The sequence below is a fragment of the Rahnella sp. RcJ3 genome, assembly GCF_009498575.1.
Classification (GTDB): domain Bacteria; phylum Pseudomonadota; class Gammaproteobacteria; order Enterobacterales; family Enterobacteriaceae; genus Rahnella; species Rahnella aceris.
Genome location: NZ_QSNX01000011.1, coordinates 130,386 through 148,248, shown reverse-complemented (window position 1 = coordinate 148,248; position 17,863 = coordinate 130,386). Strand labels below are relative to the sequence as shown.

Genomic DNA, 17,863 nt, shown 5'->3' with positions numbered 1-17,863 from the left:
ACCATCATCGTTGTTGACCGCCACGAAATGAAAAAGTTTAGGCTCGCCGTCAGGGAGCTGTACTGTCACATCCAAAAAGGATGACGACATTAATCATCTCGCTTCAAAGAAGGAGTTACATTATGCGTAATTATGATATTTCCCCATTACTGCGTCAGTGGATTGGTTTCGATAAATTAGCCAGTTCAATGCAAGGCGCCGATCAGGCTTTTCCTCCTTACAATATTGAAAAGTCTGATGACAACCATTACCGCATTTCACTGGCGCTGGCCGGTTTCCAGCAAAGCGAACTGAATATTGAAGTCGAAGGGCCGCGATTAACGGTCAGCGGCACACCGGCTCAGCCGGAAACTAAAGTGGAATATTTGCATCAGGGGCTGGTGATTAAGCCTTTCACCCTGAGCTTCACGCTGGCAGAGCATATGCACGTCTCGGCGGCTGAATTTACGCATGGCTTGCTGCATATCAATCTGGTTCGTGATGTACCGGAAGCATTGCAACCGCAAAAAATTGCGATTGGTACTGAAAAACCGGCGCTGGAAAATCAGTCCGAATAAACGTGATCTGTTTATGTTCCCCCGATGCGGGGGAACATAAAGCAGGATGTGATGAGGTATATATTATCTTAATCAGTAAGTAAAACGAGGTGTATTTATTTTGTTCAAGTCTTTCAAAGCGTTTTCCGTAATTGAAGCTCTTAGTGATGAGGTAAGCATGTATTTAGAGTGATGTAACTTAACGATAATATTCGTCTACTGTGATTCGGTTGTAGTTCTTGTAACACCCATCAAATACTATACAAAGTGCTTCCACAAAATGCATGATCTGTTTTGTGTTGTAGTCGTAAGATATTTCACCTATATTTGCATCAAAGAGTTTAATCATGTTCCCATCTGTTCTGATAGCGATGGAATGGCCTCCCTTGCAACCCTCATAAATACCTATTTCATATAAGCTGTCTTGCCTTAACGATTTTACCAGCCCTTCGATTCTTGCAGCGGTAGTACTGGCCTGCGGCAGAGTTGACGTTTTTAAGCAGATCAACCTCCCCTCATTCTTCATTATCAGATGGTATGCGTCTTCAGTACGCATGTAGTTTACCTTGGGGGAATGCCCTTTACGGTGAAAATTATCAAATAAACTTTTTTGTGCTTTTAATTTAGCTTGTTTATATGCCAACGCAGAGTTCTGTTCCTGAATATTCATTATTCCTAATATCAATCGATGCGATGCAGAGGTATTGATGAAACATTTGAAACTACTCCAATCTCTACCAGTAATTAAATATGCCGCAGAGAGGCCATAACAGGCTCCACGTAATCCGTACTGAATTTGTTTACTTTCTGAGTCTCTATGACTTCCTAACCATGCTCCACCAAGATTTCGGGGGTTGTTAGCTACCCATTTGTTTTGCTGTATGTACGTCACCTGATTAAAAAAACTGTATGTACCGTTTGTTTTATTAATATATTGACGTAATCTGTTAATCATTTTCTCACCTATTTTTTAAATCAAAAAATACATATTGCATAAAAATACGCCAGTGATAATAAAATTCCCATTTAATTGATTATGTAAAATACTAAAGCTCTTGACTGGGTTTTTATTTCTTTGATAAATAATGTTATTTTTTTGTTTAACTGTAAAAAATATAAAGTGGTGTATATCTATATATAAAATGAATTGATTTTTTTGAATGAATGTGTATCTGGATGCGTTGAGGGAGATATAAATAACTTTATGATGTCATTGAGAATAAGATTGTTTTCTACTCATGAGTAAGGGTCCTTAGATTGATAAAGTGACCCGAAAGAATATCATTCCTTCTGGTCACTTTATTGTGAAAAATCAGCCTTCAGCGTGGGCTTTTTCTACTTCTTCTGCCAGAATTTTCACGCCGCGCTCGATCTGTTCCGCATCAGGCACGTAATTCATCCGCATGCACTGATGCGTATGTGGCCACGGATGCTCGAGACCCGGGAAGAAGTAATCGCCCGGCACCATAAGTACCCCACGTTGTTTCAGGCGCTGATACAGCACTTCGGTGGTGATCGGTAAATCCTTGAACCACAGCCACAGGAAAATCGCCCCTTCCGGTTTGTGGATCAGGCAACGTTCTTCCGGCAGATAACGGCGCAGCGTGGCGATAGTTTCCTGCACGCGCTGGAAATAGAACGGTTTGATCACTTCTTCGGAAAGGCGCAGCAAATCGCCACGGACAATCATTTCATGGGCAATCGCTGGGCCGACACTACCCGGCGACAGACTGATAATACCGTTCATATTACTGATCGCTTTGATGATTTTTTCATCAGCAATCACGATGCCACAGCGGGAACCCGGCAGGCCGAGTTTCGACAAGCTCATGCACAGGATAATATTCGGATTCCACAGCGGCGTGGCGTCAGTGAATACGATGCCCGGGAACGGCACGCCATACGCGTTGTCGATTAATAACGGAATATCTTTCTGCTGTGCCAGCGCATCGAGGCGGATCAGTTCTTCGTCAGTAATGACGTTGCCGGTCGGGTTGGTCGGGCGTGACACGCAGATCAGGCCGATATCATCGGTGATATTCAGATGATCGAAATCGACGTGATATTTGAACTGGCCTTCCGGCAGTAATTCGATGTTCGGCTTGGCTGAAACAAACAGATTTTCGTCCAGACCGGCATCGGCATAACCGAGATATTCCGGTGCCAGCGGGAATAATACTTTTGACATACTACCGTCGGCACGGCGTCCGGCGAACAGGTTGAACAAATAGAAGAATGCGCTCTGGCTGCCGTTGGTCAGTGCGATGTTTTGCGCGTCAAGCTGCCAGCCGAGTTCTTTCTGTAACATGTCTGCCAGCGCATGACGCAACACATCTTTGCCCTGCGGCCCGTCGTAATTGCACAGCGCTTCGGTCAGCTTGCCTGCGGCGAGCATTTCCGCCAGCAGCGTCTGGAAATAATCCTGCATCTCAGGAATTTGCGCCGGATTACCGCCGCCGAGCATCACCGCGCCAGGCGTGCGTAAACCGTCATTCATGTCGCCCATCAGGCGTGTGATGCCTGAAAAACGGGTAAATTTGTCACCGAAAGCAGAAAACGTCATAGAAAGCTTTGTATGTTATCGAAATGTGATACCCACCATAACGCCTGCAGCAAGGCAGTGCAATCGGACCAGCGGGTTTTGGCGTGGAGAAGTATTAAAAAAGATGAATACGGAAAATCATTCAATGTATTTTTCGAATATCCCTGAACGGAACCCTTTATGCTTAATGACAGAGTAATAAAAAACGGCTTATGATATTTTTTCTTTCTTGGCATAATTATGTTTAAGAATATATATATCAGGTTGATAAAATGAAAAGAAGCATACTTATACTGAATATTTTCACGGCAGGCGGAGGAGACCATGCGCTGGGAAAGAAAATAAAAGACATCGCGCGGAGCACCCAGGCTGAGGGGGCATTAATTACGGTGAATGCCAAAACAAGACATATTAATATGCAGGGAAAGGAAGTGTTCAGTCCGGGTAAAAAATTGGATTATGATGACCCGGTAATTATTGTGACGCCCTACAGTCTCCTGTCTCCCGATGTATTATCGACAGTGCTGGCTGATTTTTTCTATCAGCTGGACATAATCACATGCAACACCGTTATTCTCATTGATGAAATAGATGTCACCCGAGGTGCGGCTTCATCTGATCGTGATTATAAAGCTGCCCTGTTGAGTCTGTGCTTCGAAAACATCATTGTCCAGAGCCTTGGATTCGCTAAGAAATCGATGGGTTATTTACCCATGCCTGAGCAGGAAGTTATCAATATACAAAAATCAGCAAAACAGGAAATCATTAAATTACTGGACGGTTATAACTTATCGATGCCGGCAAATTGTAGCTTATATCTTGCCTATTTAAGTTCTGATACCGTGACAACCTGTGCTCAGATTTTTATTATTAATTCATTGATAGAAGACAGTGGCTTGCTGAATAATTCAGCTTATGTCCTGGTGTGCAGGGAAAAAGGGAGTATTGAACGATTACTGAAAAACCTCAAAGGTTCCTTATCAGGGTCAATTTATAATGATTTGTTTTCTGAATGTCACTATTCAACCATGCAAGACGAAAATATATTCCAGTGCCACGGCTTCTCCCGCGGTACGGGAAAGAAAAAAGTACATATCGTTATTACCCAAACCATTCCCGGCACGACGTTTAAAAATCTGACCAGTATCAGCAAGACTGGCATGATGTCGGGCGATCAAAGCCTTTCCGATTATTTGTCACTGAAAAAGCGGTTACCTTATTACGACAAGCAAACCTGGAAAGACCCTCTTATTAAAGGATTGAAGACCCGTGCCCGTGAACTGGGGGGCGAAGAATTGCTCAACAAATTTAAGTCGATGGTCGCCGGAAGAAAAGCCTTTACTGGCAGCCTTTCCTTTAAGCTTCTGGCACCCGACGATGCCCCGACGCTGGCGCTGAAAAGCAGTCTTCATGCGTTTAACAAGGAAATATATGCAAGAAAAGCTGACGGGAAAATCAGAGAGATATTAATGAAATACCTCTGACCCTTCGAAAATAATCGGGAGACCGGCCGCAGGATTGCGCCCGGACCGGTCTCGCCCATTCTTTATCTTACTTCTTCAGAACTTCCGGGTTCACGCAGAACTGTTTCACGTCACCCCTGAGTGCGGCGATCAGGTTATCCACTGCGCAGGCCGCCATATCGTAGCGGGTTTCATGCGTTGCGGAACCGATATGCGGCAGTGCCACCACGTTTGGCAGGCTCAGCAGCGGAGAATCTTTTGGCAGCGGCTCAGTCTCGAACACGTCCATACCAGCACCATAAATCGTACCGGCTTTCAGCGCTTCGATCAGGGCTGGTTCATCGATAACCGGCCCGCGACCTGCGCTGATCAAAATCGCGCTGGATTTCATCTTCGCCAGCTCTTCCTTACCGATCAGATGGAAGGTTTGCTCGGTCATTGGCAGCAAGATACAGACGAAATCAGACTCTTTCAGCAGCTCATCCAGCTCGCATTTACGCGCGCCAAACTTCTCTTCCGCTTCTTTATGCTGGCTGCGTGCATTGTACAAAATCGGCATGTCGAAACCGAAATGCGCACGTTGCGCCAGCGCCAGACCGATACGGCCCATGCCGACGATGCCCATGGTTTTATGGTGAACATCAATGCCGAACCAGTCTTCGCCAATGTTTTCATTCCATTCACCGGCTTTTACGCGCTCGGCCACATTTACCACGCGGCGGGCGGTAGAGAGCACCAGTGCCATCACCGTGTCAGCGACGGTATCGGTCAGCGCCGTCGGAGTATGCATCATCGGGATTTCGCGGCGGGTCAGTTCTGCCACATCGAAATTATCATAACCGACGGAAATGGTAGAAACCGCACGCAGGCGCTGTGCATGGTCGAAAAGTTCTTTATCAATTTTCCCGCCGGAACCCAGTAATCCTTCGGCGTTTTGCAGCGCATCAAACACCTGAGCACGGTTCTTATCCGTAATGCCATCAAATTCAGTGATGGTGAAATGCTCTTCAAGACGCTGATGCAGGTCGGCGGGTAATTTTTTATATAAAACGATAGACGGCTTCATGACTTACTCCCTTGGGTTAAGGAAACTTCTTTCGGCTGAATGTTGGCCTTTCGCGGTCTCACCAGCAGGGTTAAACCTGCGGAAACCAGTAACGACACGGCCATGAAAATAAATGAGGCTGCCGGACTGCCCGTATTGCCGTTGAGATAGCCGACAAACCAGGAGCCAAAGAATGAGCCCAGTGCGCCGAGGCTGTTAATCAAAGCCATCGCGCCACCGGACACATTTTTGGGCAGCATTTCAGGAATAATGGCGAAGAACGGCCCGTACGGGGCATACATTGCCGCAGCCGCAACCACCAGTAAACTGTACGAAAGCCAGAAATTGTTTGTGCCAGCGGCCCATGAACCAAAGAACGCCAGCGCGGCCACCAGCAATAACGGCCAGACAAACAACTTACGGTTTTGCATTTTGTCCGATGCCCAGGACACCAGGATCATGGCGATAGTGGCGGCCAGATAAGGGGCGGAAGATAACCAGCCCGCTTCGACCATGCCCATTGATTTGCCGTCGCGCAAAATCGACGGCAGCCAGAGCACAAAGCCATACACGCCAATGCTCCAGAAGAAATATTGCAGGCAAAGCAGCACCACATTGCGCGAGCGGAAGGCTTCCCGGTAACCGCCCACCGCCTGAATGTCTTTCTGCTCTTTTTCCAGTTGTGCGGCCAGCGCCTGTTTCTCCTGGTCGCTCAGCCAGCTGACTTGTTCAGGTTTATCTTTGACGGTAAACCACCAGATAACCGCCCAGATCACCGCCGGAATGCCTTCGAAGATAAACATCTCGCGCCAGCCAAAGGATTTGATCAGATAGCCGGAAAGCACCGACATCCACAACACTGTCACCGGATTGCCGAGGATCAGAAAGGTGTTAGCACGGGAACGCTCGGATTTGGTGAACCAGTTGCTGATATACACCAGCATGGCGGGCATCACGGCAGCTTCCACCACGCCGAGGGCGAAGCGGATCACTGCCAGCATCGGAATGTTGGTTACCACGCCGGTTAAAGAGGCGAATCCCCCCCAAAGCAATAAACACCAGAAAATCAGTTTTTTAACACTGCGGCGTTCGGCGTAAATCGTGCCGGGGATCTGGAAGAAGAAATAGCCCAAAAAAAACAGTGCACCCAACAGGGACGACATCCCTTTGGTAATGCCCAAATCGTCGTTGATACCGGCCGCTGAGGCAAAACTGAAGTTCGAGCGGTCGACATACGCCAGACTGTAAGTGATGAACACGATCGGCATGATATACCACCAGCGGCGGGCGGCGATCCTGGACTGGTTCATAACTGTTTCTCCTGATAGTGCATCAGCACGGTCCCGACGGCGCTTACTGACGTAACAGTTCTACGTAATGGCGCGTCACCGCGGTCAGATCATCACCCTCAAGCGGGAATTCGATACCGCGTGGCACATCCTGAGGCAGGCTTTTCAATAAAGGTTCCCAACTGCCATCGCTGTCATCGAGCGCGACGGCATGCCATTTTCCGCTACGTTTTTGTGCAGCTTTGACATGCACATAACCCACATGACGCGCCAGACGCTCAGCGGCCACGGCCGGATCCTGTCCGACCCACAGCCAGTTGGCCATGTCGAACGTCATGCTTAACGGCAGATGCAGCGACTCAGCAGCAAACATAAAAGCGTTAATGCGTGAAAGAATGCCGCAATCCGGCGACTGGTCATTCTCAACCACCAGCTTCACCGGGCTTGACGCCAGCACAACCTTCAGCGGGGTCAGATCCTGGCCCGGCATAAATTCGCCGAGAGAAAACTTAATGGTGCGGGCATTGAGAATGCGCGCCTCTTCAAAATATTGTGATGCATCAGAATTAAGCTTGCCACCGGCTGAAAACAGCGGAAACGGCACGGAATACACCGCAAACAATCCATGACTTTTAATTTTTTCTGCCAGCGCTGGCAACGAATCCAGTTCTCCGGCAGTGAACAATTCGCGACGAATTTCCACACCGTCGGCCTTAGCATCAGCAATCACTGAAAGCAGCTCCGCCTGGCCGCCGCGGGCTTTTACCACGCTGTTGCCGTAGGCTGCGGTAACAATGACGATTTCTCTTTTCATGAATACTTATCCTGTGAAAGCGCCCTGTAATCTGGCGCAGGCAATCATTTCCGAAACCTTATTTTAGTGGAACAAATGACAGGTCGAGCCGTTGTTAACGTTTTGTTTCGTTTTATACAACCTAATTGGAACCGGTTCCAATCGACAGGACAAAAGCGCAAAAATATGATCCCGCTCACGAAGAACGGGCAGGTTCAGGGGGAAGAAGAGGGATCAGCGCGCTGCTGTAGAACCGCGCGCAATGAGTTCGCCGGAAAACTCCAGGTCTTTAACCGGCTCAGTATTGCCCTGAATGCGGGTCACCAGTTGTCTGAGCGCCGCCACGCCCATGTCGTAAGTCGGCTGCTTCAGCGTCGTAATACCGACGCCCGCCAGTTCTGCCCACACCAGTTCGTCAAAGCCGGATAAACCGATGTCCGGCCCCCAGCGCAGATTCAGCCGCTGCATAGCGCGTGCAACCTGTAGCGTCAGTGCGCCGTTCACACACATCACCGCTTTGTGTTTATCCGCGTGCCGTGCCACAAAGTCCTTCAGCAGATTATCCAGCCCTCCGGTATTACTCAGCTCAATTTCACCCTGTTCGGCAATATACTGCGGAGATTGCTGCATGCATTTCAGAAAGGTGTGTAAGCGGTCAAAGCGGGTGTTTATATTGGCGGGTTCGCTGATGAAAAGCAGGGCTTCAAAACCCTGCTCCAGAAGATGACCGGTCATCATCTGAGTGGCTTCCACGTTGTTAAGTCCGATCACGTCGCAGGCGAAATTCGCCACTTTACGGTCAATCAGCACCATGGGTAAATTGGCCTGTTGCAGCGTAGAAATCGCCGCCTCGCGCATCCCGACGGCATTCACCACAATGCCATCGACGCGATAACTGCTGAGTAATTGCAGGTAATGCTTTTCCTGATCCAGCTCGTTATTGGTGTTACACACCAGCAGCGTCAGCCCTTCCTGACGGCAGGCGGCTTCAACGCCACGCATCACATCGACAGAATACGGGTTGGTGATATCAGCGAGGATCAGCCCGATTAGCCGCGTTTGCCCGCTTTTCAGGCTACGTGCCATCTGGCTGGGCTGATAATCGAGCAGGGAGATCGCCCGTCCGATGCGCTCTTTCAGCGAATCGGACAGCAGGTGTTGTTCACCGTTGAGATAACGTGAAACGCTGGTTTTACCGGTTTTGGCGGCACTGGCGACGTCACGTATCGTGGCGCGAACCGCAGCGCCCGGTTCCTGTTTTTTGCTCACAGCCTTTCTCCCTTCTTGCTCATCCCACGGAGACTAGCACAGAGTGCTGAAAGACTGCATCCGCAAGTCAGCGCAAACCTTCTGCCGTTTGCACCCCGGAAACCGCTTCAGGCTTCGGCCTGCTGCTCAGGGTAAACGCGGAAATGATCGTCACGCCAAAGGCAATACCGCCGAGGATCAGATAAGTATCACTGAATCCGATACGGTCATACAAACTGCCCGCGAAGGCCGAAAGGAAAATCGCCGCCAGTTGTTTGGCAAAGTTAAACCCGATCAGATAAATGGTCGCCGAGAACCGGACATCAAAAATCTGCGTGATGTATTTGAACACGCCAACCAGCAGGAACGGTACTTCCAGCGCGTGCAGCATCTTCAGCAAAATCACTTCAACCGCCGTGGTGGCAAATGACGAACCGACAATGCGGATCGACATAATCGTACCTGCCAGCAGCAAGGTGTTTTTCGCGCCGATGCGGTTAATGATCCACGGAGAACAGAACATAATCAGTGCGTTACACAACTCACCGGCGGTGGTGACGTAGCCGAACATTTCCGTGCCCTGCTGTGGCGACGCGAAGAAAGTTTTGAAGAACGTCGCGAACTGCTGATCGAACACGTCATACACACAGGCCACGCCGATGACATACAAAATCAGCATCCACAGTTTGCGCTCTTTCAGTAATAAAGCCGCCGTTTTCAGCGAGAATTGCGGCTGATTGGCACCGAGTTTATCCAAAACCTGTGCGTTTTTGTTTTCCTGTGGACGGGCAATCAGCAGCAAAATCATCAAAATGATTGCGGCCCCGGAACCCATCCAGAACACGATATCCGGGTTGATATTAAACAGCACACCCGCCGTCGAGGCGCAAATCCCCCAGCCGAAACAGCCGAACATCCGCGCCTTACCGTATTCAAACGAACTGTTGCGGCTCACTCTTTCGATATACGCCTCAGTCGCGCCCGAACCGCCCGCGAACACGAAACCGATATAGGCGCCGCCGAGAATGGCACCGAGCACAATATTCAGTTTTAACAACGGCGCGAAGACGTAAATGAAGAACGGCGCAAACAGGAACAGCAGTACGGCGATGACCCACAGAAGATGCTTCTTCAGGCCGAGCTTGTCTGAAATGATGCCGAAAATCGGCTGAAACAGAATGGCAAACAACGACATGCTGGAGAACACGATACCGGTTTCCGTCTTACTCAGGCCGATCACGTCAGAAAGCCAGATCGGTAAAAACGGATAACAGGTCGCCATGATGAAGAAATACAGGAAGAAATAGCTGCCAAATATCCAGAAATTAGTATTGTTTTTGTAGAAGCAACGATCGGAGGTTTGTGTAGAGTTCATAGTGATTTCCTTGCCGAAACCATGAAAACCGGCACTGTCGTACCGGCGTTTTTTGTTGTTATCTGATTTCTTCGAAGCCCAGCAGCAGGGCACTTTCCGGATCCAACACCGGCAGTGCCAGCCCGGCATTTGCCAGCCATTCGCCGCTCAATACCGGAGATTCATGCAGCCACGCCGGTTGTACGCGCATGGTGTGACCGCTGCCGCCACCCGCCAGCAATGGCGGTTCATCCAGCACCGTCACGCGATAACGCGCATCAGATCTTAGCCCCGGCACCCGCAACACACCGGGTAACGACCAGGTGGGCATCGCCAGTTGGCTGACCAGGAATACCGCGCGATCGGCGCTTTCACTGACCACGCCATTGATCAGCACCGTCTCGTCGTGTGTATCCACGCGGTAAACGTCGCCGCTGTGTAATAACGGGCGAAGTTGTTGATGAAGGCGGGTGTATTTCGCAAAACCGGCGCGTTCGGTATCGCCTTCTTTCACCGGATCCAGCTCAATCCCCATGTGACCGAACAGCGCCGTCAGGCCGCGAAATTCAATGCTGTGCTGGCGTGAGGTGGCATGGCACAGCTTGTTGCCGATGTGCGACCCCATCACTTCCGGCGGGAAGAAATAGCTCATGCCGCGCTGAATTTTCTGCCGCTCCAGCGCGTCGTTATTGTCGGATGTCCAGAAACGGTGGCTGCGTTTGAGCACCTCGAAGTCAATGCGACCCCCGCCGGACGCGCAGGATTCAAACTCAATCTGCGGGAACCGTTCGCCCAGCGCGTCGAGCAGGCGGTAAAACTGCTGCGTTTGTGACGTCAGTGCCGCGCGGCCTTCATGGCCGGGCTGGACAATTTCACGGTTCATGTCCCATTTCACATAATCGACGTCGTGCTCGCCAAGCAGCCAGCTCATGCGTTCCAGCAGATAATCAAAGACCTGCGGATTGTTCAGATCGAGCACGAACTGGTGACGTCCGCTCGGTTGCTGATAGCCCGGCAACGCCAGCAGCCAGTCAGGGTGGGCGCGGTATAAATCGGAATCCGGGTTAATCATTTCCGGCTCGACCCAGATGCCAAATTCCATCCCGAGTTTTTTTACATGGTCGATCACCGGTTTCAGGCCGTTCGGGTATTTCTTCTCGTCGAGATACCAGTCACCGAGCGCGGCGCGGTCATGGTCGCGGCCACGGAACCAGCCGTCGTCGATAATGAAGCGTTCCACACCTAACGCGGCGGATTCGGTCGCCATCTGCATGATGTAGTCAGGATCGTGATCGAAATAAATCCCTTCCCAGGTATTGAGATGTACCGGACGCGGTTTCTCAGCCGGGAAGCGCAAAATCTGTTCACGCACAAACTGGTGGAATTGCTGACTCATGCGGTTCAGGCCGCAGGCGGAATAACTGGCATACAACCAGGGCGTTTCCAGAGTTTCGCCTTGCCCGAGTCGTTGCTCACCGGGGAGATACAACGCTTCGGCTTGCACCAGACGGCGGCCGTCGATTTTGATGTCGGCGCGCAGCCTGTGGTTGCCGCTCCACCCCAGATGCATTCCCCAGACTTCGCCCTGTTCTTCGCTGAAACCCGGATGACCGATCATCATCGCCGGAAAATATTCGGAAGAGGTTTTGCCGCGACGGTTTTCCTGAATGATGCCGCCGTGATCCAGCCGTGTGCGGTGCGGCTGGAATTCTTTGATCCAGCGGCCATGAAAGGCCATCACTTCGGCGGCACGTTCCGGCAGCGGCAGCGTCACGGCCAGTCGCGTCACCTGATACGTGCCGGGTTTGAGGTTGGTCAGGCTGTTACGTGCCTGTAAAACGCCGCTGTCATCGAGGCGTAACTCGCTGCGAAATTGCAGTCCGGCGATCGGGTCTTCGGTGGTAATGGTGAGCTGGTTTTCATCATGCTTTACCTGCGTGGTATTGAATACCGGCGACCAGTCCAGCCCGTCGCGATGGCCTTCCATGCCCGGTGTGCCGAATGAACCGCGCCCTGAGTCGGCACTGACATTCACCGGCGCTTCGACATCAATCCGGCCATTGGGCACCGCGCGGCTCAGCGAAATAATGTCATTCGCTGAAAACTGGCTGAGGCGGTTTCCCCAGTAAAGAATTTCGGCGTAAGGCATGCAACGCACGATCAGGCCGGTATTCCCGCCGGTTAAATGAACAATCTGGTTTTCCATATAGTCGCTGCTCCAAACAAAGATTTGCGCTGATAAGACGCGATCAGGTGGAGTAACTATTGATCCGAAACGTTTCGGATGGGAAATGTAAATCGTCAGATTTGTGATATAGGGTGGAAAAATAACCGAAAGGGGAAGTATCAGCGTGGTGGATGTGCGGTAACGCCCGCCTGCAGTTCAGGCTGCCAGAGAACCTGTAAATCTTTCAGTGGCTCGTTGCGGATCAGCGACATTGTCATGGTGGCGATTTGCAAACCGACCGCTTCGCGGGTGCCCTGGCGGACGGCGGTCACCGCCACATCCGGCACGCTGTCACGGGGTAATCCGTCAAAAATGATGAGTGATATACCGCCACTGAGCAGTAAACCGGCTTCATGTAACGCCAGTGCTGCGCCTTCGCCGTGCATATTGCAGTCGCAGACAATCGCCGTTGGCGGTACCGGTAGCGCCAGCAATGCCTGCGTGGTCTGATAACCGGCGCGACGGCTTGGGCTGATTTTATGCATGTAGTCCGGGTTTTCCGGCAGGGCGTTGACCTGCAACCCGTCGAGATACCCCTGATAACGCTGTCCGATAAACGATTGCTGATTATTTTCGCCAAGAAACGCGATGCGCTGATGGCCGAGTGCGGCGAGATGATCGACCGCCATCTGCATACCGGCGCGGTTATCGAAATCAAACCAGGCGTAGTCCTGCGTCAGGCAACCGCTGCGGCCCAGTGCCAGGAACGGGAAATTGCGTTGCTGCAAATCCAGCAGGCGAGGGTCGTTATCAAGCGTATGCGCCACCAGCATAGCATCGACGCGTTTGCTTTCAATCAGACGCCGCCACGAAAAGGTGCCCAGTTCGTCCGGCACCAGTAACAGGTCGATTTCATGTTTGGCCAGTTCACGGGTGATACAACCGACCATTTCGATAAAAGCAGAATTACTTAAAGGGTGGGAAGTGAAGGGAAAAATGAGGCCAACGGCGTCGATCTTGCCCATTTTCAACCGGCGGGCGAGGGTGTTGGGGCGGTAACCGCGCACATTTGCCGCCGCCTGAACACGGGCTTTGGTCTCTGCTGAAACGTCATCGTAACCGTTCAGCGCGCGGCTGACGGTGGTCACGGAAATACCGAGATCTTTCGCGATAGCTTTCAGAGACATACTGACACCCGTAACGCCGTTGAGGAGACACATTGCGGGAGAATATCACATGCCAGACAAAACGGGGCCATAAGGCCCCGTGATGAATAAGGATATTCAGAGTTTACTGCAACGGACTTAGCGTGATTTCTACACGACGGTTTTGCGCTTTCCCGGCTTCGGTGCTGTTGCCGGCAATCGGATTATCCGGGCCGGCGCCGGTGGTGTGTACGCGGCTGCCTTCAACACCTTGTGTAATCAGCGCACTGCCCACGCCGTCAGCACGTTGCTGCGACAGTTTCATGTTGAGCGCGCGGGTGCCGGTGCTGTCGGTGTAACCGATCACGTTGACGGCGGTTTTCGGGTACTCTTTCAGTACCATCGCCACGCCGGTCAGCGTGTTAGCGCCTGCCGGTTTCAGCGTGCTGCTGTTGGTATCGAAGGTGACATTATTTGGCATGTTCAGCACGATGTTATCGCCCTGACGCGTCACGCTGACGCCGGTACCTTTCATTTTGTCGCGCAGTTTAGCTTCCTGCACATCCATGTAATAACCTGCACCGCCGCCCAGTGCGGCCCCGGCTGCGGCACCGATCAGCGCGCCTTTGCCGCGATCGTGTTTAGAGGAAGACAGCATACCGACGCCTGCGCCGAGCGCGGCCCCAAGACCTGCGCCAATGCCGGATTTCCCTGCTTCTGATTCGCCGGTGTAAGGGTTAGTGGTACAGGCCGACAGGCCCAGGGTGGCGCAAAGTACGCCCGCAACCACAACTAATCTTTTGCTCATCTTATTTCCTTCAGGATGTTTATTATTCAGAACTTAACCGCTGCATTATGACTTCGCGCTTTCTGAGAAGTTGCACAGAAAAAGGTGTCAAAACATAAACAAATGCAACGGGAGGACATCAGTCCTGCGGCGTTCTGGCGCTCTTTATGCGCAATTTCGGCACGTTAAGCAGTAGGAGAATTCCGGATATCCGTTTTTGTATTTTTACGGATTTTTGGAACTTATTCAGAAAGGGGATGATGCCAGCGCAGAATGTACGTTGGCATATCCGTGCCGGGATGGCGGGTGTTCGCGGTTATCTCAAAATTTTCCTTGCGATAGAACGAGACGGCGCGATCATTTTGTTGGTAAACCTCCAGCAGCAGCACCGGATATTCCTCCTTTGCCGCCGCCATCAGACGCTGCGCGGTGCCATCGCCGTAGTGTGAGGCTTCTACAAACAGCGCACCGATAAACTGCTGATTCATCACGCTGATAAATCCGCAAACCTGATCATCTTCGTCGCAATCGACCCAGGTTCTGGCTTTGGGCAGAAAATCTTCTCTGACCATTTGCAGGCTTTCAATCCAGTAGGATTCGGCGATGAACGCATGTGAAAGCAAAGAACTGCGCAGCCAGAGCATCAGAATGGCTTCGGTGTCGGCGGGCCGCGCTGCACGGATCATGACGGCTGATTCGCCGGATGGCAGAAGCAATATGACTGATGATCGTTCACCAGCCCGGCTGCCTGCATAAAGGCATAACAAATTGTCGAACCGGTAAACTTAAAGCCTTTCTTTTTCAGCGCCTTGGACATGGCATCGGATACTGCGGTGGTCGCCGGAACCCCTTCCGGGCCAAGCGGATTATTGATGACCGGTTGGCCGCCAACAAAATTCCAGATGAATTCAGAGAAGTCTTCGCCACCGGCCTGCATCGCCAGATACGCCTGTGCGTTGCCGATAATGGCTTTGATTTTGCCACGATGGCGGATGATCCCGGCGTCGAGCACCAGCCGCTCCACGTCGTCATCGGTCATTTTCGCAATGCGCACCGGGTCGAAGTGATGAAAATTCTGGCGATAGTTTTCGCGTTTTCTCAGCACGGTGATCCACGACAGACCGGCCTGCTGGCCTTCCAGACACAACATTTCAAACAATTCGCGGCCATCTTTAACCGGCACGCCCCATTCTTTATCGTGATACTCGAGGTAAATCGGTTCTTTCGAAACCCAGTTGCATCGGGTAGTCGCCATTCTGTCGTCCTTATAAGAGGCTTAAATGCGTGGTGTCAGTGTGTGGCTTCTCGGATAACTCTGCAACGTCGCAATTTCTAAATCCCCACCTTGACGCTGGTCGGATCTGAACAATATTTAAAGCCAATCATTACGTAATCCTTACGTTTAATCCTTGCGTTGAGCGTCATTATTGAGGGAAATCACCGTTATGGCAGGCAAGAATTCGTCGATTTTACGACTCTCTCAGGGAGCATTTGCCGTGGCACTGTGCCTCGGTTTACAGGCTCCCGCGAAGGCTTTTGACCAGCTTTATGTGTTCGGCGACAGCCTGAGCGACACCGGTAACATTGGTCGCTGGACCTTCGACAGCAGCACGCATCCGCTTTATGACGAGATCCTGGCGAACAACATCGGCACAACCTTAGCTCCTTCTTCAAAAGGCGGCCTGAACTATGCCGAAGGTGGCGGTGTGGCGGTGCCGGGGCTGGATTCTGATTACACCACGCAGGATCAGGTTAAAAGCTATCTGACGTCGACCGGCGGCAAAGCCGATCCGAACGGGCTGTATATTCACTGGATTGGCGGCAACGATCTGGCCGCTGCGGCGCTGAGCCTGAATCCGGTTACGGCGGTGGAAATTGCCACCAACAGCGCCACGCAGGCGGCCTCACAGGTGAACGATTTACTGAAAGCCGGTGCTGGCACGGTTGTGGTGCCGACGGTGCCGAATATCGGTCTGACACCGGTGCTGATGGAAGGCGTGATCCAGGTCGGATTGCTGCCGGTGCAGCAACAGGCGCTGGCAGCGGCGTATCAGTATTTGAATGCACAAAATACGCCGGATGCCGATGCCCGCACCGAGGCCATTCACAATGCGCTGGCGGCCGCTGCGGCGGAAGGCTCGGGCATTCCGCTGGTACAGGACGTGATCGCCAAAGGGCTGGCGGCCGCGTATGACGCGCTGAAAGACGTGGCGGGCGGCCTGACCGACACCTACAACACCACCGAAGATATCGCGCTGGCGAAAACCGGCGGCAATATTGCGCGCGTGGATATCAACGGGCTGTTCAACGAAGTGGTTGCCGATCCGGCGCGGTACGGTTTTGCCAATACTGCCGGTACGGCCTGTCCGGTCGGGACATCCGCCTCGGAATGTACTTCGAATCTGCCGGGTTTCGACAGCAGCAAAGCTTTCCTGTTTTCAGACCATTTCCACCCGACGCCTCAGGCGCACGCGCTGATTGCGCAATATATGCAGTCGGTGCTCGACGGCCCGCTGGAAGCTTCTGCGCTGAGTCAGGGTTCACTGGCGCTGGCGCGAAATACACAAGGCTTGCTCGACAGCCGTTATCAGCAGTTGCGTACGCAGGATAACGATGCGGGAACCTTCGGCATGTTTGGCGGTTATGCCGGGCAAAGTGCGGACAGCAAATTCAGCCCGTCGATGGGGCTGGGTGATGGCGACCTGACAGCTAACTCGCTGAATATCGGCATGGATTATCAGATGACCGATCGTTGGATGATGGGGCTTATGCTTTCCGGCTCCGATGATAAAGACGATCCGACAGATCATTACAGCTACCGTACGCGCGGCTGGATGGCGACCGCCTTCACCGGCATTAAAATCGCCGAAAATGGCTGGATCAACGGCGATGTGCACTACGGCTCGCTCAATTATGACGATATCAAACGCCGCATTACGCTCGGGCCCACCACCCGGACGGAGCGCGGTGAAACGGACGGCAAACAGATCGGCGGACGCGTCACCGCAGGCTGGGACTTCCCGGTTCTGCCGGTGCTGAAAACCGGGCCGGTGGCGCAATACAGCTGGGATTACAGCAGTGTTGAAGGTTACAGCGAGAAGGGGAACAACAGTACCTCGATGCGTTTTGGCGATCAGACTTCTCATTCACAAATCGGTGCGCTCGGCTGGCGGGTGAATGCCGAACTCGGCATCGTCAATCCGTATGCGCAGGTCACCTATGACCGCCAGTTTGGCGATAAAACCTACACCACCACCGGCGCGATCAAATCCACCCGCACGCGGTTCAGCCGCACCACCGGCGAACAGGACGACGACTGGGTGGATATGACCGCAGGCTTAAACGTGCAAATCACCCACAGCATTTCAGCATTTGCGGCTATTTCACAAACCACCGGACTGGATTCCGGCGAACAAACCTCCTACAACGCCGGGCTGAGTGCGCGGTTTTAAAAGATATTATTAAGAGTGCTTTAAAGGATGTCTTTAAAAGCT

At 51.9% G+C, this 17,863-nt stretch carries 15 protein-coding genes; 3 read left to right on the top strand and 12 right to left on the bottom strand.

What is annotated here, in order from left to right; translation table 11 throughout:
* Positions 1-122 precede the first annotated feature (122 nt).
* Positions 123-557: a small heat shock chaperone IbpB gene (gene ibpB / locus DXU84_RS15915; protein ID WP_112152005.1), complete on the top strand. Its 435-nt coding sequence runs from the start codon at positions 123-125 to the stop codon at positions 555-557.
* 178 nt (positions 558-735) lie between these two features.
* Here ibpB and DXU84_RS15910 read toward each other — a convergent pair whose 3' ends face one another.
* Together DXU84_RS15910 and DXU84_RS15905 are read right to left on the bottom strand one after the other, a co-directional pair.
* Complete coding sequence (locus DXU84_RS15910) at positions 736-1,491, bottom strand: YopT-type cysteine protease domain-containing protein (RefSeq protein ID WP_112152004.1); 756 nt, start codon at positions 1,489-1,491, stop codon at positions 736-738.
* Between the two features lie 357 nt (positions 1,492-1,848).
* Positions 1,849-3,099 carry a valine--pyruvate transaminase gene (locus DXU84_RS15905; RefSeq protein WP_112197571.1) on the bottom strand — a complete coding sequence of 417 codons (1,251 nt, stop codon included), beginning with the start codon at positions 3,097-3,099 and terminating at the stop codon, positions 1,849-1,851.
* A 251-nt stretch (positions 3,100-3,350) separates the two neighbouring features.
* Between DXU84_RS15905 and DXU84_RS15900 the strand changes: the two genes are divergently transcribed.
* Positions 3,351-4,562 carry a hypothetical protein gene (locus DXU84_RS15900; protein WP_153376200.1) on the top strand — a complete coding sequence of 404 codons (1,212 nt, stop codon included), beginning with the start codon at positions 3,351-3,353 and terminating at the stop codon, positions 4,560-4,562.
* A gap of 67 nt (positions 4,563-4,629) precedes the next feature.
* Here DXU84_RS15900 and ghrB read toward each other — a convergent pair whose 3' ends face one another.
* The 10 genes from ghrB to DXU84_RS15850 form a co-directional block, all read right to left on the bottom strand.
* Entirely contained in the window at positions 4,630-5,607 is a 978-nt protein-coding gene (ghrB, locus tag DXU84_RS15895; RefSeq protein ID WP_153376198.1) for a glyoxylate/hydroxypyruvate reductase GhrB, read from the bottom strand.
* The gene (locus DXU84_RS15890; RefSeq protein ID WP_013573366.1) at positions 5,604-6,896 is read right to left on the bottom strand and encodes an MFS transporter; all 1,293 of its coding nucleotides are present in this window, start codon (positions 6,894-6,896) and stop codon (positions 5,604-5,606) included. Before DXU84_RS15890 ends, ghrB begins: the two co-directional genes overlap by 4 nt.
* A gap of 43 nt (positions 6,897-6,939) precedes the next feature.
* Entirely contained in the window at positions 6,940-7,689 is a 750-nt protein-coding gene (locus tag DXU84_RS15885) for a sugar phosphate isomerase/epimerase (protein WP_037033869.1), read from the bottom strand.
* 213 nt (positions 7,690-7,902) lie between these two features.
* Entirely contained in the window at positions 7,903-8,937 is a 1,035-nt protein-coding gene (locus DXU84_RS15880; protein ID WP_013573368.1) for a LacI family DNA-binding transcriptional regulator, read from the bottom strand.
* Positions 8,938-9,004: 67 nt separating this feature from the next.
* Positions 9,005-10,291, bottom strand: a complete 1,287-nt coding sequence (locus tag DXU84_RS15875; RefSeq protein ID WP_013573369.1) for an MFS transporter — start codon at positions 10,289-10,291, stop codon at positions 9,005-9,007.
* 58 nt (positions 10,292-10,349) lie between these two features.
* The gene (locus DXU84_RS15870; RefSeq protein WP_153376196.1) at positions 10,350-12,476 is read right to left on the bottom strand and encodes an alpha-galactosidase; all 2,127 of its coding nucleotides are present in this window, start codon (positions 12,474-12,476) and stop codon (positions 10,350-10,352) included.
* 140 nt (positions 12,477-12,616) lie between these two features.
* Positions 12,617-13,624, bottom strand: a complete 1,008-nt coding sequence (locus tag DXU84_RS15865; RefSeq protein WP_014411432.1) for a LacI family DNA-binding transcriptional regulator — start codon at positions 13,622-13,624, stop codon at positions 12,617-12,619.
* Positions 13,625-13,727: 103 nt separating this feature from the next.
* A complete protein-coding gene (locus tag DXU84_RS15860) occupies positions 13,728-14,390 on the bottom strand; it encodes an OmpA family lipoprotein (RefSeq protein WP_013573372.1) in 663 nt (220 codons plus the stop codon).
* 221 nt (positions 14,391-14,611) lie between these two features.
* Positions 14,612-15,055, bottom strand: a complete 444-nt coding sequence (locus DXU84_RS15855) for an N-acetyltransferase (RefSeq protein WP_013573373.1) — start codon at positions 15,053-15,055, stop codon at positions 14,612-14,614.
* On the bottom strand, positions 15,052-15,624 hold the full coding sequence (locus DXU84_RS15850; RefSeq protein ID WP_037033862.1) for a DNA-3-methyladenine glycosylase I: 573 nt from the start codon (positions 15,622-15,624) through the stop codon (positions 15,052-15,054). Before DXU84_RS15850 ends, DXU84_RS15855 begins: the two co-directional genes overlap by 4 nt.
* Before the next feature lie 190 nt (positions 15,625-15,814).
* On the opposite strand from DXU84_RS15850, the gene DXU84_RS15845 reads away from it, so the two are divergent.
* A complete protein-coding gene (locus tag DXU84_RS15845; protein ID WP_153376194.1) occupies positions 15,815-17,821 on the top strand; it encodes an autotransporter outer membrane beta-barrel domain-containing protein in 2,007 nt (668 codons plus the stop codon).
* Positions 17,822-17,863: the final 42 nt, after the last annotated feature.

Excerpts from the sequence above, each read along its gene's own strand:
- DXU84_RS15875 (WP_013573369.1), bottom strand. The coding sequence starts at position 10,291 with ATGAACTCTACACAAACCTCCGATCGTTGCTTCTACAAAAACAATACT.
- DXU84_RS15870 (WP_153376196.1), bottom strand. The coding sequence starts at position 12,476 with ATGGAAAACCAGATTGTTCATTTAACCGGCGGGAATACCGGCCTGATC.
- DXU84_RS15860 (WP_013573372.1), bottom strand. The coding sequence starts at position 14,390 with ATGAGCAAAAGATTAGTTGTGGTTGCGGGCGTACTTTGCGCCACCCTG.
- ghrB (WP_153376198.1), bottom strand. The coding sequence starts at position 5,607 with ATGAAGCCGTCTATCGTTTTATATAAAAAATTACCCGCCGACCTGCAT.
- DXU84_RS15850 (WP_037033862.1), bottom strand. The coding sequence starts at position 15,624 with ATGGCGACTACCCGATGCAACTGGGTTTCGAAAGAACCGATTTACCTC.
- DXU84_RS15865 (WP_014411432.1), bottom strand. The coding sequence starts at position 13,624 with ATGTCTCTGAAAGCTATCGCGAAAGATCTCGGTATTTCCGTGACCACC.
- DXU84_RS15905 (WP_112197571.1), bottom strand. The coding sequence starts at position 3,099 with ATGACGTTTTCTGCTTTCGGTGACAAATTTACCCGTTTTTCAGGCATC.
- DXU84_RS15855 (WP_013573373.1), bottom strand. The coding sequence starts at position 15,055 with ATGATCCGTGCAGCGCGGCCCGCCGACACCGAAGCCATTCTGATGCTC.
- DXU84_RS15910 (WP_112152004.1), bottom strand. The coding sequence starts at position 1,491 with ATGATTAACAGATTACGTCAATATATTAATAAAACAAACGGTACATAC.
- ibpB (WP_112152005.1), top strand. The coding sequence starts at position 123 with ATGCGTAATTATGATATTTCCCCATTACTGCGTCAGTGGATTGGTTTC.
- DXU84_RS15845 (WP_153376194.1), top strand. The coding sequence starts at position 15,815 with ATGGCAGGCAAGAATTCGTCGATTTTACGACTCTCTCAGGGAGCATTT.
- DXU84_RS15890 (WP_013573366.1), bottom strand. The coding sequence starts at position 6,896 with ATGAACCAGTCCAGGATCGCCGCCCGCCGCTGGTGGTATATCATGCCG.
- DXU84_RS15885 (WP_037033869.1), bottom strand. The coding sequence starts at position 7,689 with ATGAAAAGAGAAATCGTCATTGTTACCGCAGCCTACGGCAACAGCGTG.
- DXU84_RS15900 (WP_153376200.1), top strand. The coding sequence starts at position 3,351 with ATGAAAAGAAGCATACTTATACTGAATATTTTCACGGCAGGCGGAGGA.